The sequence below is a fragment of the Sphingosinicella sp. LHD-64 genome (assembly GCF_031157375.1).
Lineage (GTDB): Bacteria > Pseudomonadota > Alphaproteobacteria > Sphingomonadales > Sphingomonadaceae > Allosphingosinicella.
Window position 1 is genome coordinate 894,012 of sequence record NZ_JAVIFV010000003.1, and the last position, 16,613, is coordinate 910,624.

At 67.5% G+C, this 16,613-nt stretch carries 17 protein-coding genes; 11 read left to right on the forward strand and 6 right to left on the reverse strand.

Annotation, left to right across the window (positions count from 1 at the left end; all coding sequences use genetic code 11):
- Nucleotides 1-134: 134 nt before the first annotated feature.
- The 4 genes from hemE (at nt 135) to RCO27_RS12395 (ending at nt 3,762) form a co-directional block, all read left to right on the forward strand.
- On the forward strand, nt 135-1,163 hold the full coding sequence (gene hemE, locus RCO27_RS12380; protein ID WP_309002979.1) for a uroporphyrinogen decarboxylase: 1,029 nt from the start codon (nt 135-137) through the stop codon (nt 1,161-1,163).
- On the forward strand, nt 1,160-1,615 hold the full coding sequence (locus RCO27_RS12385; RefSeq protein ID WP_309002980.1) for a CopD family protein: 456 nt from the start codon (nt 1,160-1,162) through the stop codon (nt 1,613-1,615). Before hemE ends, RCO27_RS12385 begins: the two co-directional genes overlap by 4 nt.
- Nucleotides 1,616-1,763: 148 nt before the next feature.
- The gene (gene rho / locus RCO27_RS12390; protein WP_309002981.1) at nt 1,764-3,020 is read left to right on the forward strand and encodes a transcription termination factor Rho; all 1,257 of its coding nucleotides are present in this window, start codon (nt 1,764-1,766) and stop codon (nt 3,018-3,020) included.
- Nucleotides 3,021-3,042: 22 nt separating this feature from the next.
- Nucleotides 3,043-3,762 (forward strand): YjbE family putative metal transport protein, encoded by a 720-nt coding sequence (locus RCO27_RS12395; RefSeq protein ID WP_309002982.1) that lies wholly within the window; start codon nt 3,043-3,045, stop codon nt 3,760-3,762.
- Between the two features lie 172 nt (nt 3,763-3,934).
- Here RCO27_RS12395 and RCO27_RS12400 read toward each other — a convergent pair whose 3' ends face one another.
- A complete protein-coding gene (locus RCO27_RS12400) occupies nt 3,935-4,633 on the reverse strand; it encodes a dienelactone hydrolase family protein (RefSeq protein WP_309002983.1) in 699 nt (232 codons plus the stop codon).
- 76 nt (nt 4,634-4,709) lie between these two features.
- Here RCO27_RS12400 and RCO27_RS12405 point away from each other — a divergent pair, with 76 nt between their 5' ends.
- From RCO27_RS12405 to RCO27_RS12430, 6 genes are read left to right on the forward strand one after another with little or no spacing between them, the layout of a single operon-like run.
- The gene (locus RCO27_RS12405) at nt 4,710-4,946 is read left to right on the forward strand and encodes a DUF6489 family protein (RefSeq protein ID WP_309002984.1); all 237 of its coding nucleotides are present in this window, start codon (nt 4,710-4,712) and stop codon (nt 4,944-4,946) included.
- Nucleotides 4,943-6,214, forward strand: coding sequence for a tRNA uridine-5-carboxymethylaminomethyl(34) synthesis GTPase MnmE (gene mnmE, locus RCO27_RS12410; RefSeq protein ID WP_309003210.1), 1,272 nt, complete (start codon nt 4,943-4,945; stop codon nt 6,212-6,214). The genes RCO27_RS12405 and mnmE overlap by 4 nt, the downstream gene beginning before the upstream one ends.
- Before the next feature lie 37 nt (nt 6,215-6,251).
- Nucleotides 6,252-8,102, forward strand: coding sequence for a tRNA uridine-5-carboxymethylaminomethyl(34) synthesis enzyme MnmG (mnmG, locus tag RCO27_RS12415; RefSeq protein WP_309002985.1), 1,851 nt, complete (start codon nt 6,252-6,254; stop codon nt 8,100-8,102).
- A complete protein-coding gene (gene rsmG / locus RCO27_RS12420) occupies nt 8,102-8,728 on the forward strand; it encodes a 16S rRNA (guanine(527)-N(7))-methyltransferase RsmG (protein ID WP_309002986.1) in 627 nt (208 codons plus the stop codon). Before mnmG ends, rsmG begins: the two co-directional genes overlap by 1 nt.
- Nucleotides 8,725-9,507, forward strand: a complete 783-nt coding sequence (locus RCO27_RS12425; protein WP_309002987.1) for an AAA family ATPase — start codon at nt 8,725-8,727, stop codon at nt 9,505-9,507. The genes rsmG and RCO27_RS12425 overlap by 4 nt, the downstream gene beginning before the upstream one ends.
- The gene (locus RCO27_RS12430) at nt 9,504-10,388 is read left to right on the forward strand and encodes a ParB/RepB/Spo0J family partition protein (protein ID WP_309002988.1); all 885 of its coding nucleotides are present in this window, start codon (nt 9,504-9,506) and stop codon (nt 10,386-10,388) included. The genes RCO27_RS12425 and RCO27_RS12430 overlap by 4 nt, the downstream gene beginning before the upstream one ends.
- Before the next feature lie 139 nt (nt 10,389-10,527).
- Here the strand turns inward: RCO27_RS12430 and holA are convergent, their stop codons facing one another.
- Genes holA through RCO27_RS12450 form a run of 4 tightly spaced genes read right to left on the reverse strand, consistent with a single transcriptional unit; the run spans nt 10,528 to nt 15,099 of the window.
- A complete protein-coding gene (gene holA, locus RCO27_RS12435) occupies nt 10,528-11,550 on the reverse strand; it encodes a DNA polymerase III subunit delta (RefSeq protein WP_309002989.1) in 1,023 nt (340 codons plus the stop codon).
- 24 nt (nt 11,551-11,574) lie between these two features.
- On the reverse strand, nt 11,575-12,078 hold the full coding sequence (lptE, locus tag RCO27_RS12440; RefSeq protein WP_309002990.1) for an LPS assembly lipoprotein LptE: 504 nt from the start codon (nt 12,076-12,078) through the stop codon (nt 11,575-11,577).
- On the reverse strand, nt 12,075-14,591 hold the full coding sequence (gene leuS / locus RCO27_RS12445; RefSeq protein ID WP_309002991.1) for a leucine--tRNA ligase: 2,517 nt from the start codon (nt 14,589-14,591) through the stop codon (nt 12,075-12,077). The genes lptE and leuS overlap by 4 nt, the downstream gene beginning before the upstream one ends.
- Nucleotides 14,592-14,613: 22 nt before the next feature.
- Complete coding sequence (locus RCO27_RS12450; protein WP_309002992.1) at nt 14,614-15,099, reverse strand: DUF3576 domain-containing protein; 486 nt, start codon at nt 15,097-15,099, stop codon at nt 14,614-14,616.
- A 245-nt stretch (nt 15,100-15,344) separates the two neighbouring features.
- Between RCO27_RS12450 and RCO27_RS12455 the strand changes: the two genes are divergently transcribed.
- Nucleotides 15,345-16,076 carry a hypothetical protein gene (locus RCO27_RS12455; RefSeq protein WP_309002993.1) on the forward strand — a complete coding sequence of 244 codons (732 nt, stop codon included), beginning with the start codon at nt 15,345-15,347 and terminating at the stop codon, nt 16,074-16,076.
- Here RCO27_RS12455 and RCO27_RS12460 read toward each other — a convergent pair.
- Nucleotides 16,073-16,600: a thiamine phosphate synthase gene (locus tag RCO27_RS12460; RefSeq protein ID WP_309002994.1), complete on the reverse strand. Its 528-nt coding sequence runs from the start codon at nt 16,598-16,600 to the stop codon at nt 16,073-16,075. The genes RCO27_RS12455 and RCO27_RS12460 overlap by 4 nt on opposite strands.
- Nucleotides 16,601-16,613 lie beyond the last annotated feature (13 nt).

Consider the following 16,613-nt stretch of genomic DNA (forward strand, 5'->3'; position numbering starts at 1 on the left):
CGCCGCTCGTCGCGTCAAGCTGTTGGCAAAATATGTGCGAGCCCATAAACCCCGCTTTGCCCACGCCTACTCACTTCAACAGACTCCTTAGAATCTAACTAGAGATTAGAAGAGAGCGGAGACGCCTTTCCTTCATGCCCGGTCCGTCCAAGCCCTTGCTTACCGTCCTAAGTGGCAGGATTTCCGAGAGAAAACCGGTTTGGTTGATGCGCCAGGCAGGCCGCTATCTGCCAGAGTATCGCGCGCTGCGGGCGGAGAAGGGCGGCTTTCTCGCGCTCGTCTACGATCCCGACGCCGCGGCCGAGATCACGCTCCAGCCGATCCGCCGTTTCGGCTTCGACGGTGCGATCCTGTTTTCCGATATCCTGATCGTTCCCCACGCGATCGGCCAGGAGTTGAGCTTCGGTGCCGGCGAGGGCCCACGCCTCTCGCCGCCTTTGGTCGATGCGTCGCTCGCCGCCCTGGAGCGTGTCCCGGCGCGGCTCGAGCCGATCTATCGGACTGTGGAGAAAGTGAAGTCGCAATTGCCGGCGGAGACGACCTTCCTCGGCTTTGCGGGCAGCCCCTGGACAGTCGCGACCTATATGGTGGCGGGCCAGGGCAGCCGCGACCAGGCCGAGACGCGCGGCTTCGCCTATCGCGATCCGGCCGCCTTTTCCGCAATCGTCGACGCGGTCGCCCACATGACCGTCGACTATCTGGTCGGCCAGGCCGATGCCGGCGTCGAGGCGGTCCAGCTGTTCGACAGCTGGGCCGGCAGCCTTGCCCCGGCGCAGTTCGAGGACTGGGTGATCCGGCCGACCGCCGCCATCGTCGCGAATCTGAAGGCGCGGCGTCCCAACCTGCCGGTGATCGGATTCCCCAAGGGCGTCGGCAGCCGCATCGCCGCCTACGCGAACGAGACCGGCGTCGATGCGCTCGGGCTCGACGAGACGATCGCGCCGGAATGGGCCGTCGAGGCCCTGCCCGCCGATCTGCCGATCCAGGGCAATCTCGATCCGCTGGCGCTGCTGGCCGGCGGCGAGGCTCTTGAAAAGGCAGTGGCGCGCATCCTATCTGTGTTCGCGGGGCGGCCGCACATCTTCAACCTCGGCCACGGCATCATCAAGGAAACCCCGATCGGCCATGTCGAACGCCTGCTCGAACTGGTGCATGCGCGGTGACCTATGACCTGGGATGGGTGCTGAACGTGACCTACGCCTGGCTGAAGGCTGGCCATATCATCTTCGTCATCTTTTGGGTCGCCGGCCTCTTCATGCTGCCGCGATTCTACGTCTACCATCAGGAATCGGCACCCGGATCCGAGGAAGAGAAGAGATGGATCGAGCGCGAGCGGAAGCTCCGCACGATCATCATCACGCCCTCGATGGCGCTGGTCTGGATACTCGGGCTCAGCCTCGCCTATGTGACCGACGCCTGGCATCAGGGCTGGTTCATGGCCAAGTTCGCGCTGGTGTTCGCTTTGTCCGGCTATCACGGCTGGATGGTGAGCTACGGCAAGAAGCTGGCGGCCGGAGGCGAGCGGATCAGCGGCCGGTCGCTTCGGATGATGAACGAGATTCCAGGCATCGCGGTGATGCTGATCGTCGTCCTGGTCGTCGTCCGTCCTTTCTAGACCTTTCCACAGCTTGACTCGCTTCCGGGCGGCGCATAACGCCGTTGCAGTCGTTGCCTGCCGTCCGCGCGGGTGTTCAAGCTGCATCGCAATCTTAGACTTCTGAGCTCTCCAACGCCCAGAATCCGACTCCAAAACGAGAAAATAAATGCATCTCAATGATCTGAAGCAGAAAACCCCCGCCGAACTGGTCGCGCTCGCCGAAGAGCTCGGTGTCGAAGGCGCCTCGACGCTCCGTAAGCAGGAGCTGATGTTCTCGATCCTCAAGGTCCGCGCCGAGAATGGCGACGAGATCATGGGCCAGGGCACGATCGAGGTCCTGCAGGACGGCTTCGGCTTCCTGCGCTCGGCCGATTCCAACTATCTGGCCGGCCCCGACGACATCTACGTCTCGCCCAATCAGGTCCGCAAATTCGGCCTGAGGACCGGCGACACCGTCGAGGGCGAGATCCGCGGTCCCAAGGAGGGCGAGCGCTATTTCAGCCTCGTCCGCGTGACCCAAATCAACTATGACGACCCCGACGTCGTCCGCCACCGCGTCAATTTCGACAATCTGACGCCGCTCTATCCGGACGAGAAGCTCCGGCTCGACAGCCTCGATCCGACGATCAAGGACAAGTCGGCGCGGGTCATCGACATCATCTCGCCGCAGGGCAAGGGCCAACGCGCGCTGATCGTCGCGCCGCCGCGCACGGGCAAGACGGTGCTCCTCCAGAACATCGCCAAGGCGATCACCGACAATCACCCCGAGGTGTTCCTCATCGTTCTGCTCATCGACGAGCGGCCGGAAGAAGTGACCGACATGCAGCGCTCGGTGAACGGCGAAGTCATCTCCTCGACCTTCGACGAGCCGGCCAGCCGTCACGTCCAGGTCGCCGAGATGGTGATCGAGAAGGCCAAACGCCTCGTCGAGCACAAGAAGGACGTGGTGATCCTGCTCGACTCGATCACCCGCCTCGGCCGTGCCTACAACACGGTCGTGCCGAGTTCCGGCAAGGTGCTGACCGGCGGCGTCGACGCCAACGCACTCCAGCGGCCGAAGCGCTTCTTCGGCGCCGCGCGCAACATCGAGGAGGGCGGCTCGCTCTCGATCATCGCTACCGCGCTGATCGACACCGGCTCCAAGATGGACGAGGTCATCTTCGAAGAGTTCAAGGGCACCGGTAACTCCGAAATCGTCCTCGACCGCAAGGTCAGCGACAAGCGCATCTTCCCGAGCCTCGACGTCGGCAAGTCCGGCACCCGCAAGGAAGAGCTGCTGGTCGAGCAGGGCACGCTTTCGAAGATGTGGGTGCTGCGCCGCATCCTCATGCAGATGGGCACCGTCGATGCGATGCAGTTCCTGCTCGACAAGATGAAGGACTCGAAGACCAACGAGGACTTCTTCGCGTCGATGAACCAGTAGCCGCACGGGGCGTTCGGGGGCGATGGTCGATTTCCTGCAGCATCTGAGCGCGTCGGCGACCGGCCTCGTCGGCATCTGGGCGTCGATCGTCCACGATTTCTCGAATCTCGACGATCCGGCCGCGCTGGCTGCCTTCGGGCAGGTGCTGATGATCGACATCATGCTCGCCGGCGACAATGCGATCGTCGTCGGCGCGCTCGCCGCAGGCCTGCCGGCCGATCAGCGCCGCAAGGTCATCCTGATCGGCATCATCGCCGCTCTGGTGCTGCGCATCGCCTTCGCGCTCGTCGTCACCCAGCTCATGCAGATCGTCGGCCTGATCCTGGCCGGGGGCATCTTGCTGCTCTGGGTTGCCTGGAAGATGTACCGCGAGCTCGTCCACAAGCCCGAGGATCCGGCGACGGCCGCGCACGAGTCCGCCCATGTCCGCCCGGCCAAGAGCTTCGCGGGCGCCGCCTGGGCGGTCGCCGTCGCCGACGTCAGCATGAGCCTGGACAACGTCCTCGCCGTCGCCGGCGCTGCGCGCGACCATCCCGGCATCCTGATCATCGGCTTGCTGCTCTCGGTCGCCCTGATGGGCCTCGCGGCGAACTTCATCGCCAAATATATCGACCGCTACCGCTGGATCGCCTGGATCGGCCTGCTCGTCATCCTCTGGGTCGCCGGACGGATGATCTATGACGGCTTCGTCGACCACAATGTCGGTGTCCTGCAGTTCATCGCCCCGCAGCTCGCGGGCTGACGTACCCCGAATCCGGGGTCACGAAACGGCAACAGCTTCGTGAGATGCTGCTGTCGTGGGGAAAATGACTCTCGTTCAGCCGCGCGCCTGCGGCCAATGCGCCTTCTGGCTGCGTATCGTCCTCTGGGCCACCCGTCGGGTGCGGCCCGATCGGTTTCGGTAGGCCTGGCGCCTAGCGGAGATTCTCGGCGAAAAAGGCTTCCGTCCGGCTGTCGGCCAACTGTGCCGCCCTCTCGCTGCGGCGATTGCCCATCTCGACCGCGAAGCCGTGATCCTCGCCGGGATAATCGTGGATCGTCACGCGCGGATGGTCGTCGAGGCCTTCGTGGATGATCTTCTGCTTGTCCGGCGTGACGAAATGATCGGCGCCGGCGATGTGGAGCAGGAGCGGATGCGCGATCGCATGCTTCTCGCCGAGGAGCGCATCGAGATTCACGCCATAATAGCCGACAGTGGCGTCGATGTCCGTCCGTGCCGCGGTCATGTAGGCGAGGCGGCCGCCGAGGCAGTAGCCGACCGCGCCGACCTTGCCGCCTTCGGGCAGGCGCGCCCGCGCCGCGCGGATCGTCGCCTCGATGTCGCGGATGCCCTGGTCCTGGTTGAACTTCTGCATGAGGCCGAGCGCCTCCTGGAACTGCTCGGGCACGTCGGGGTCGAGCTCGACGCCCGGCTGCAGCCGCCAGAACAAGTCGGGCGCGACGGCCAGGTAGCCGAGGCGCGCCCAATGGTCACACTTGCGGCGAATGCCCTCGTTCACGCCGAAGATTTCCTGGATGACGACGATCGCGCCCTTGGGCGTTCCGGCCGGCTCGGCGAGATAGGCACCGAACGCGCCATCATGTTCGAGAGTCGGGATGTCGATCATCGGCATGGCGGCCTCCTCTTGCGGTCGGGGTGTCTATAGACTTAGACGCCGATGGGCCAACAGCGGGAAAGGGCCCAGGGCCATGAAAGTCTCGGTCGACGTCGATTGCACGCCCGAGGAAGCGCGCCGCTTCCTCGGCCTGCCGGACCTGACGCCGGTGCACGACGCCTATGTCGAGAAGATGAAGGCGGTCGTGACCGAAGGCGCGACGCCCGAGATGTTCGGCGACATGATGAAGGCGTGGGGGCCGATGAACGAGGCGGGCATGAACCTGTGGCGCCAGATGCTGGGCCAGATGGGTGGAAAGAGCTCGAGCTGACCGACACGATCTACGCCCTCTCCTCGGGTGCGCCGCCGGCCGCGATCGCGGTGGTGCGGATCAGCGGGCCCCGCGCCGATGCGGCGCTCGAAACGCTGGCGGGAACGCTTCCTGCCCCGCGAACCGCGAAGCTCGCCATCCTTCGCGATGATGATGAAGTCCTTGATAATGCTCTGATTCTCCGCTTTCCGGGCCCACAGAGCGCGACCGGGGAGGATGTTGCCGAACTGCATCTTCATGGCGGTCGTTCGGTCGTTGCGGCCGTGCTCGCCGCTCTCGCGCAGATCGACGGGCTCCGCGCCGCCGAGCCGGGCGAGTTCACCCGACGGGCCTTCGAGTGCGGACGGATTGATCTGGCCGAAGCGGAAGGGCTGGCCGACCTCCTGTCCGCCGAGACCGAGTCGCAGCGCCGCGCCGCGCTCGCGCTCGCCGGCGGGGCGCTGAGCCGACAGGTCGAGACATGGCGTCAGGCGCTGCTGGCCGTCGCCGCCCGGATCGAGGCGGTGCTCGACTTTTCCGACGAAGGGGATGTCGATGTCGCGCCAAATGACTTCGCGCCGGACATCGCGGCGCTTGCGGACGAGATCGACGCCTGGCTCGCCCGCCCTTCGGCGGAGCGTCTGCGCGACGGCGTCCGGGTGGTCATCGCCGGGCCGCCGAACAGCGGCAAATCCAGCCTGATCAATGCGCTGGCCGGGCGCGAGGCGGCGATCATCTCCGACATTCCGGGGACGACCCGCGACGTGATCGAGGTGCCGGTCGCGATCGGCGGCACGCCCTTCCTGCTCGCCGACACGGCCGGCCTGCGCGCGAGCGGCGATGCGATCGAGACGATCGGCGTCGAACGCGCACGGGGATCGATCGCGGCGGCCGATATTCTCCTCTGGCTCGGTGATCCGGACGCGTGCCCGGCACCCGCCAGGACGATCCTTGTCCAGCCCAAGGCCGATCTTCTGCCTCCGGCCCGGCGGGCCGACGTCATCGTCTCGGCCGTGACCGGGCAGGGTCTGGATGATCTGGCGCAGGAGTTGCGGGGCCGCGCCTCCAGATTGCTTCCCGCCGAGGGTGAGGTCGCCCTGAATGCCCGCCATCGTGCGGCCCTGGCAGATTTGGCCGGGTGGCTGCGTGAGGGTCAGGCGACCTCTGATCCTCTCATCGTCGCGGAAGCAATGCGGCAGGCGCGGGTCGCGCTCGACCGCATAACCGGCCGGGCCGGGGTCGAAGACATGCTGGACGCCCTGTTCAGCCGCTTCTGCATTGGAAAGTGAATGTTCCACGTGGAACAGATGCGCTAGAGGCGCCGGCGTGACTCGGGCATTCGACATCATCGTGGTCGGTGGCGGCCATGCGGGAACCGAGGCGGCGGCCGCCGCGGCGCGTATGGGCGCGTCGGTGGCGCTGCTCAGCTTCACCCGCGACCAGATTGGCGCCATGTCCTGCAACCCGGCGATGGGCGGGCTCGGCAAGGGCCATCTCATCCGCGAAGTCGATGCGTTCGACGGCCTGATCGCCCGCGCATCTGACGAGGCCGCGATCCACTATCGCATGCTCAACGCGAGCAAGGGCGCGGCCGTACGCGGACCGCGCATCCAGGCCGATCGCAAGCGCTACAAGGCGGCGATCCATGCGCTGCTCGATGCGCAGCCCGGCCTCGAGATCGTGGAGGGCGAGGCGGCCACCCTTATGGTCGATGGCCGTGCAGTCCGGGGTCTCGAGCTGGCCGACGGGCGGCGATTGCCGGCGCGGGCGGTCGTGCTCGCAACGGGCACCTTCCTCGGCGGCAGGCTCCATTTCGGGATGACCAGTCGCGACGGCGGGCGGGTCGGCGAGCGGGCGGCGACGGCGCTGGCCCGTCAGCTCCGCGATCTCGATCTGCCCCTGGCCCGGCTCAAGACGGGCACGCCGCCGCGCCTCGATGGGCGGACGATCGACTGGGCTGTGCTGGAACGCCAGGACTCGGACGACGGCAGCTGGACGATGTCCGCGATGGGCACGGACCGCCCCCTCCCCCAGCTCTTCTGCGCGATCACCCGCACCAACAAGCGGACCCACGAGATCATCCGCGCCAGCCTCGACCGCTCGCCGCTCTTCGCCGGCGAGATCACTGGCGTCGGCCCCCGCTATTGCCCGTCGATCGAAGACAAGGTGCACCGCTTCGGCGATCGCGATGGTCACCAGGTCTTCCTCGAGCCCGAGGGGCTCGATGACCCGACCGTCTATCCCAACGGTATCTCGACATCGCTGCCGGGCGATGTGCAGCTTGCCATGGTCCGCTCGATGGCGGGGCTGCAGCGGGTGGAGATCCTCCAGCCCGGTTATGCGGTCGAATATGACCATGTCGATCCGCGTATCCTGGAGCCGACCCTCGGCGTGCGCGATGTCGAAGGGCTGTATCTGGCCGGCCAGATCAACGGCACCACCGGCTATGAGGAGGCGGCCGCGCAGGGACTGGTTGCGGGCCTGAACGCCGCCGCCTGGGTGGCCGGAAAGGCGCCGGTCGTGTTCGACCGCGCGGATTCCTACATCGGGGTCATGGTCGACGATCTCGTTCTCCAGGGCGTGACCGAGCCTTATCGCATGCTCACCGCCCGCGCCGAGTACCGGCTGCGTCTCCGCGCCGACAATGCCGAGGCCCGGCTCACGCCCAGGGCGCTCGCCGCCGGCTGCGTCACCGAGGCACGGCGTCGCCATTTCGAATCCGCGCAGGCGGCGCGCACGCATATCCACACTCTTCTCGCGCGACCGGTGGGTGCATCGATGCTGCGGGGCGCCGGGGCAATGGTGCGTGAGGACGGCGTCCGGCGGAGCCTCGGCCAATGGCTGCGGTTTCCGGAGCTCGACACGCCGCACCTCAAGGAGATCGAACCCGATCTGGCCGCAGTGCCCAAGGACCTGCTCGAAGAGGCCGTCCAGGACCATCGCTACACGCCCTATCTCGAGCGCCAGCAGAGCGAGATCGGCCAGCTTCGGTCCGACGAGGCAGCGCACATTCCTCCGGATCTGGACTTTTCGGGAATTGCCGGACTCTCGAACGAGATGGTCGAGCGCCTGTCCAAGGCCCGCCCAGCCACCATCGGCGCGGCCTCGAGGATACGCGGAATCACCCCCGCCGCTTTGGCAGCGATCCTAGTTCACACGCGTCGCAAGGCCGCCTGATGGAGGAGGAGGAAGCGCGCACCTGGGTGGCGGAAACGTTCGATGTTCCACGTGAAACACTGGTGCGGCTGAATGCCTTTCTCGATCTGATTCGCGCCGAGAATGAGCATCAGAACCTTGTGTCGAAGGCGAGCCTGGACCAGCTTTGGAGCCGCCATATTGCCGATTCGGCTCAGCTTCTGCGCTTCACCCCGAGCCCGACGGCAAGCTGGCTCGACCTGGGCAGCGGGTCGGGTTTTCCTGGCCTCGTCGTTGCGGCGCTGCATCAGGGACCGGTCACTCTCGTCGAGGAGCGGCGATTACGCGTGGAATTTCTCCAGCGGGCAGCCGACCTGTTGGGCGTGCAGGTCGAGATTCTCGGAACGAAGGCCGAGCGCGTCCCGCCCCGCCCGTTCGACGTGATTAGCGCCCGCGCCTTCGCGCCGCTGCCGCGCCTGCTCGATCTTGCCACAGGATTTTCCACAACAAAGAGTCTGTGGGTGCTGCCCAAGGGACGAAATGCGCAGTCGGAACTGGAAGCGCTCGATCCTTCGTGGCAGGGTGACTTCCGGCTCGAACAGAGCGTGACCGACCCCGAGGCACGGATCATCGTCGCGACCGGGGTCCGCAGAGGGAAGCGCCCATGATCCGCATTGCGGTCGCCAATCAAAAAGGCGGGGTCGGCAAGACCACGACCGCGATCAATCTCGCCACCGCGCTGGCCGCGACGGGCCTGCGCGTCCTGCTGATCGATCTCGATCCGCAGGGCAATGCCTCGACCGGCCTCGGCATCACCCAGGCCCTGCGCGAGCGCTCCAGCTACGAATTGCTGACCGGGCAGGCGACCCTGGAAGAGGTGGTCGTCCAGACCCGCGTGCCGCGGCTCGACATCGTTCCCGCCAAGGTCGATCTGTCGGGCGCCGAGATCGAGCTGATCGAGTTCGAGCGCCGCACCCACCGGCTCGACGGCGCGCTCGAAAATGTGCCCGCGGCGCGCTGGGAGGTCTGTCTGATCGATTGCCCGCCCTCGCTGGGCCTGCTCACCGTCAACGCGTTGATCGCCGCCAATTCGATCCTCGTGCCCCTGCAGGCCGAATTCTTCGCGCTCGAGGGCCTGAGCCAGCTCCTCAAGACGATCGAGCGGGTGCGCGAGCGGTTCAACCCGGAGCTCTCCGTCCTCGGCGTCGCGCTCACCATGTACGATCGGCGCAACAATCTCTCCGCCATGGTCGCCGATGATGTCCGCGCCGTGCTCGGCAAGGTCGTGTTCGAGACGGTCATTCCGCGCAACGTGCGCCTGTCGGAAGCACCCAGCCACGGCATTCCCGCCCTGATCTACGACCATCGCTGTCCGGGTTCGGAGGCCTATATCGCGCTCGCCCGCGAGTTCATCGCCCGGCTGCCGCGCCCGGCGGAGGCGGCATGAGCGACGACCTGCCCAGGAAGCGCCCGACCGGGCTCGGCCGCGGCCTCTCCTCCCTGCTCGGCGAAGTGGCGCACGAGGCGCCGGTGGGCGGAAGCGACTCGCCCCAGGGCAATGTCCGCATGATCCCGATCGCCAGCATCGAGCCGAATCCGGACCAGCCGCGTCGCATCTTCGCCGAGGAGGCGCTGGCCGAGCTCGCCGGGTCGATCACCGCCCGCGGCGTCATCCAGCCGATCATCGTCCGCCCGCACGGCCACCGCTTCCAGATCGTCGCCGGCGAACGGCGCTGGCGCGCCTCGCAGAAGGCCCGGCTGCATGAGATCCCGGCGATCGTCCGCGAGTTCAGCGACGAGGAGACGCTGGAGGTCGCCCTCGTCGAGAACATCCAGCGGCGCGACCTCAACGCGATCGAGGAGGCGCAGGCCTACAGGCGGCTGGTCGACGATTACGGCCACACCCAGGAAGAGCTCGGCCGGATCGTCCACAAGTCGCGCAGTCATGTTGCCAACCTGTTGAGATTGCTCGATCTTCCCGCGAAGGTTCAGGTCCTGGTCGGCACCGGCCAGCTCACCATGGGCCACGCCCGCGCGCTCGTCTCGGCGACCGATCCGGAAGGGCTCGCCGACGAGGTGGTCCGCCGCGGCCTCTCGGTGCGCGAGACCGAGAAGCTCGCCCAGTCGGGCAAGCCGACCCGCCAGCGGCCGCTGCCGATCAAGAACGCCCAGGCAGACATCGCCGCGCTGGAGCGGCAACTGGGTGACATGCTCGGCCTCAAGGTCGCGATCAGGCACAGCCCCAAGGGCGGCCAGGTCATCCTCGCCTATTCGACGCTGGATCAGCTCGATATGATCTGCCAGCGCCTCAGCGGCGACAAGTTTTGAGCGAAGCGCGCGCAGGGCACGCGGGTCGCTCAGAACCCTGACGGTCCCGACAGGCCGTCCCCAGCGAAGGCTGGGGTCTCAGTGGGTGAAGAGTTCGGTGTCTGACCGCCCTGAGATCCCGGCCTGCGCCGGGATGACGCTATCTGAGCCGTCCGGCCTGCCGGCAGATCGCGAACAGCTCGGTTTCGGCCGCGACGATTCCCGGTCCGCCCGGCATCATCACCTGCCGCTCCGCCTCGATCAGCCGGCCGATCACCCGCGCGATGAGATCGCCGCGCCAGCGGCCGAGTTGCGGCGCGATCGCATCCTTGTCCTTCCAGAACAGCGACTTGCCGGATGACGCCATGACGGCGCCGACGTTCATCCCCTGATCCACCTCGGCCCGAAGCCGGCCGAGCAGGGTCATCCGCCGCAGCATCGCCCGGGTGAGCGCGATCCCCTCCTGCCCTTCGGCCCGCAACCGTCCGATCTCGCTCTCCAGCATCGTCGCATCGCCGCCGAGCACGCTGTCGACCAGCCGCGACAGATCGCCTTCGTCGCTGTCCGCCCCAAGCGCGTCGATCGCATCATGGTCGAGCGGCTTGGGCGCCCCGGGCGTCGCATCGACAAAGAGCGCATATTTGCCGAGTTCCTGGGCAATCAGCGCCCGGTTGCCGCCGCAGCTCTCCGCGATCCGCCGCGCGACATCGCTCCGTATCTCAAGGCCCAGGGCCTGTGCCGGCTCCCCGACCAGCGCCGCATAGTCGCGCGCGTCCGGCAGATAGGAGGCGAAAGCGAGCGCGGACTTCTCCGCCAGAGCGAGCTTCAGCAGCCTCGAGGCCGGCCGGAGCGCGCCCGCGACGATCACGACCAGGTTGCCGGCCGCCGGCACTTCGGCCAAGGCCTTGACCGCCGGAGTGACCTCGTCGCCGACCTGCTCGACCAGGATCCAGCGCCGGTCGCCGAACATCGAGAGGGCTGCCGCCTCGTCGGCGAGCCGGGCCGGATCGGCCTTGAGCTCGCTACCGGTGAGATCGATCCGCTCGGCACCTTCGCCCATCGCCGCGCCCAGCATCTTCATCAGCGCACGGCTGCCGGCCTCGTCGGGGCCGTGAAGCAGGAAGAAGCGCGTCTCGCCGGGGTTCCTGAGCGCGCGTTCGATCTCGCCGCGATTGGCCTTCACGGGCCGGGCTTCACAGCCTGGATTTCACTGGGCCGCACGCGCCTGCGGCGTGCGCGAGGCGTAGAGCGCGACGCGCGCGACGATCTGGTCGGCGATGTCGACGGCGAGCCGCTCCAGCGCGGTCTGCTCGGCGGCGACGGTGGCATATTCCGAGCTGACCACGTCGATGCCGGCGTCGGACCCCGCGGTGGCGTCGAGCACCACCGTTCCCTGCGCCGCATCGACCAGCCGGTAGCGGGCGCGCAGCGTGCGCCGCTCGCGCGTCACCGCGTCGTCGGCGCGGATGCCGAAGCCGGTGATGTTGTCGTCGAGCTCGATCTCCAGCCGGTAGCGCGGCACGGTGTTGGCGCCGAGGCGGTCCTCCAGCGCCGTACGGACCAGCCAGCCGGCCCTGCCCGGTATTTGTGCTACCGAGACGCCCTCCAGCGCCTGGGCGACCGGTCCGGTGGCGCCGCCCGCGTAAAGCGGGCGCAGCGTGCAGCCGGAGAGGAGGAGCGCGAGGCCGAAAAGGGCGGCCCGGCCGATCATGCGACGATGTTCACCAGGCGGTCGGGCACCACGATCACCTTCTTCGGGGTCGCGCCGGCGAGGATACGCTGCACATGATCGTTGGCAACCGCCATCGCCTCAAGCTGTTCCCGGGGGGCGCCCTTGGGCGCACGCCCGGTGTCCCTGAGCTTGCCGTTGACCTGGATGGCGATCGTCACCTCGTCCTCGATCAGCAGCGCCGGATCCGCCTCGGGCCAGGGGGCATCGGCGATCATGCCGTCGTGCCCGGCGGCCGTCCAGGCCTCCTCAGCGACGTGCGGCACCATCGGCGCGACCAGCCGCATCATGGTCTCGACCGCGGCGGTGCGCGATGCCGACGGCGGCGCCTTCTCGATCGCATTGGCGAGCTCGTAGACGTTGGCGACCGCCTTGTTGAAGGCGAGCCCCTCGATATTGGCGCCGACCGCGGCGATCGTCTGGTGCAGCTTGCGGTCGAGCGCCCGATCCTCACCGGCGCCCTCGCCGGCCTGCGCCGTCGAGGCCAGCCGCCACAGCCGCTGGATGAAGCGCCAGGCGCCCTCTATCCCGGCCTCGCTCCATTCGAGGTCGCGCTCCGGCGGCGAGTCCGAGAGCATGAACCAGCGCACCGCGTCGGCGCCATACTGGTCGACGATCGGCTCCGGATCGACCGTGTTGCGTTTCGATTTGGACATTTTCTCGACCCGGCCGGCCGTCGCCGGCTCGCCGGTCGAAGACTCGATCAATCCGGCGCCCTGCCGCTCGACCTCGTCGGGGCTGAGCCAGCGGCCGTCCGCCGCACGATAGGTCTCGTGCGTGACCATCCCCTGGGTGAACAGGCCCCGGAACGGTTCGGCGAAGTCGAGCCGGCCGATCCGCTGCAATGCGCGCGTCCAGAAGCGGGCGTAGAGAAGGTGCAAAATGGCATGCTCGACGCCGCCGATATACTGATCCACCGGCAACCAGCGCTCCGCCACCGCCTTGTCGAACGGCCGGTCCGCCGGCTGGCTGGCGAAGCGGATGAAATACCAGGAGGAATCGACGAAGGTGTCGAGCGTGTCGGTCTCGCGCACGGCCGCCCCGCCACAGGACGGGCAGGTGACGTGCTTCCAGGTCGGGTGGCGCTCCAGCGGGTTGCCGGGGATGTCGAACGTGACGTCCTCGGGCAGTACGACCGGCAGCTGGTCCTTCGGCACCGGCACCGCGCCGCAGGCCGGGCAATGGATGACCGGGATCGGCGTCCCCCAGTAGCGCTGGCGCGACACACCCCAGTCGCGCAGCCGCCAGGCGGTCGTGCCCTCGCCCCAGCCTTCCGCTTCGGCACGAGCGATGACGGCCGCCTTCGCCCCGTCAACGCTCATCCCGTCGAGGAAGCGCGAATTGACGATCACGCCGTCGCCGTTCTCGGCCTCGCCCTCGACCGGCTTGCCGGCATCCTTCGCGGATGCCGCGACCACGCGGCGGATCGACAGGCCATATTTGGTCGCGAACTCGAAATCGCGCTGGTCGTGCGCGGGCACGCCGAAGATCGCGCCCGTGCCGTAATCCATCAGCACGAAGTTCGCGATGTAAACCGGCAATTCCCATTCGGGATCAAGGGGATGTACAACCCTGAGACCGGTGTCGAAGCCAAGTTTCTCGGCCGTCTCGAACTCCGCCGCGGTGGTGCCGCCGCGCTTGCACAGCGCTATGAACTCGGCGGCCTTGGCCTCACCGTTCCCGAGCGTCTGGGCGATCGGATGGTCCGGCGAGACCGCCACGAAGCTCGCCCCGAAGATCGTGTCGGGCCGCGTCGTGAAGACCTCGATGCGCTCCTCGCTTCCGGCCAGCGCGAAGCGGAACTGCAGGCCCCGGCTCTTGCCGATCCAGTTCTCCTGCATCAGCCGCACTTTGTCGGGCCACTGGTCGAGTCCCTTGAGGCCCTCGAGCAGATCCTCGGCGAAATCGGTGATCTTCAGGAACCATTGGCTGAGCTTTCGCCGCTCGACCAGCGCACCGGAGCGCCAGCCGCGCCCGTCGATCACCTGCTCGTTGGCGAGCACGGTCATGTCGACCGGGTCCCAGTTGACCTCGCTCTCCTTGCGGTAGACCAGCCCCGCCTCGAACAGGTCGACGAACAGCGCCTGCTCCTGCCCGTAATAGGCCGGATCGCAGGTCGCGACCTCGCGGCTCCAGTCGAGCGCGAAGCCCAGCCGCTTCAGCTGCGCCTTCATCGTCGCGATGTTCGACCAGGTCCATTCGCCGGGATGGACGTTGCGCTCCATCGCCGCGTTCTCGGCCGGCATGCCGAAGGCGTCCCAGCCCATCGGGTGGAGCACCTCGAAACCGTTCATCCGCTTGTAGCGGGCGAGCACGTCGCCCATCGTATAGTTGCGGACATGGCCCATGTGGATGCGCCCCGACGGATAGGGGAACATCTCGAGGATGTAGGTCTTGGGCCGCGGGCTGTCGTCCGCGGCGCGGAACGTCCCCGCCACCTCCCAGGCCTTCTGCCAGCGCTCGTCGGCCGTGAGCGGATTGAAGCGCGATGCCATCGCGGCGATTGTCCTTCCGGGCCTAGCCGATGGAGGCGGCGCGCCTCAGGTCGCGGGCACGGGTGAGGATGATCTCCTCAAGCCGCTGGACGGTCGCCGCGGTCACCGGCGCCTCGATCCACTGGCCGTTCTGCATCACCTGGCGCGCGGCGTTGACGCGCAGGGCGTCGGCGCGCAGGTCGCGGTCGAGGATCGCGACGCTGACCTTCACCCGCTCGTTCGGATTCTGCGGGTTGGCATACCAGTCGGTCGCGAGCACGCCGCCATTGGAATCGCTCTGGGCGAGCGGCGCAAAGGCGAGCGTTTCGACCGCGGCGCGCCACAAATAGGCATTGACGCCGATCGTCGTCACCTGGCTCGCGGCGATGTCCGCCTGCTTCCCCCGGTCCTCCCGCGGCGCGAGGCCGAGCGCACGGTCGACGTCCCGGCTGAACGAATTGAAGGACTGGCAGCCAGCCAGCATGACGGCACAGGCGGCGACCAGGCCGAAGGTGGAAAGGCGAGCCATCGTGAATCCTTGGAAAATACGCTCTTCGAGAGGGCCGTTATAGATAACGGCGCGCGCCCGGCAAGCGCCGCGTGCGCGGGTTCCGGCGCGATTCGCCGCCATTAACCTCATTTCCAGATCAATTGGTTGTGGGAAAGTTGCAACAGCCGGAATGATTCCGGTATGAATCCCGGTCGGCCGGACCCTTTCCATAGGAATGGGGGGCGAGTCGTATTACGTTTCGGCCGAACGTGGAGTCGCATGTCGTGAGGAAGCTTCGGGCCATCGGGTCGGCAGGAGGCGCATCGCTTGTCGCGATGGCGTTGCTGCTCGCCCCTGCTCTGGCCGCTTCCACCGCCGTCCGCAACACCGCCCGCCCGCCCGCCATAGCCCAGGCCCGTCCGGTCGGCGCCTTCACCCCGGCCGTGTCCGATCCGCGCCTCGCCGCCCTGCTGGCCCGCTCCGGCGGCGCGGTCGATGCCGATTTCCGCTTCACGCCGGCAGGCAACAATGCCGACCGCAACCGCGCCGTCCGGGTCGCGATCCGCGCCCGGGCGACGACCCCGGCGCAGGCGCAGCGCGACGTTCTGTCGATCACGTCGGCCTCGCCGGTGACCGCGATCACGCCGGTCTCCTACAATCTCGGCGCATCGCTCGGCTGGCGGCGCTTCGCCGTTTCCGGCGACATCGCCCAGATCGACGGCGGCGTCGTTCCGGGCCGGCGCGAGGCGGCGCAGGTTGGCATGAGCTACCGCGCCAATCGGCGGCTGACCGGCCGCGTGGCGGTTGCCGCCGAACGCGCCGAGGGCGCCCAGCGGATCGTGTCGGAAGACGAAGCCTATTCGCTCGACGTCGGCGGCGCCTTCTCGATCACCCGCAACATCGATCTCACCGCCGGCGCGCGCTATCGCATCGCCCGTGACCGGGTCGACACGATCGCCCGCGACGAGCGCCAGGACAGCCAGGCCGTCTATATCGGCACGGCCTTCCGCTTCTAGTCGCCGCTCCAGGCGTCGATTCCCGCCCAGCCATAAGCGCCGTCGAGCGCGGCGAAGCGTGCTTCGTTCATCCCGCCGAGCGCGATCACCGGCAATTGCGTCTGCCCTGCCAGTTCGGCGAACCGGTTCGGGCCGAGCGTCGCAGCTTCCGGATGGCTGCGCGTCGGAAAGACGGGAGAGAGGAAAACCAGATCCGCGCCGGCTGTCTCGGCCGCGCGAATCTCCGCAAGATCATGGGCCGGAGCGCTTCGAATACCCGCGCCGGAGTTCCGGCCGTGGCTGCCGTCCGCACCCCACATTTCCGCCTGCTCGGAGGGGCCGGCGATCAAAAGCAGCAGCTCGCGATCACGCGTCTTCTGCCGGACTTTTTCGAACAGCGATCGTCGGTGCGCCGCGTCGAGGCTGTAGTGGCGAAAAACGATGCCGGCGCCCTGCGGCAGCCGTTCGATCGCCTGCCAGAGCCGGTCGCCCAGCCGCTCATCGGTCATGAACCAGCGGCGCGGCAGGGTCTGGCGGGCGCTCATGCCCCTATCTATA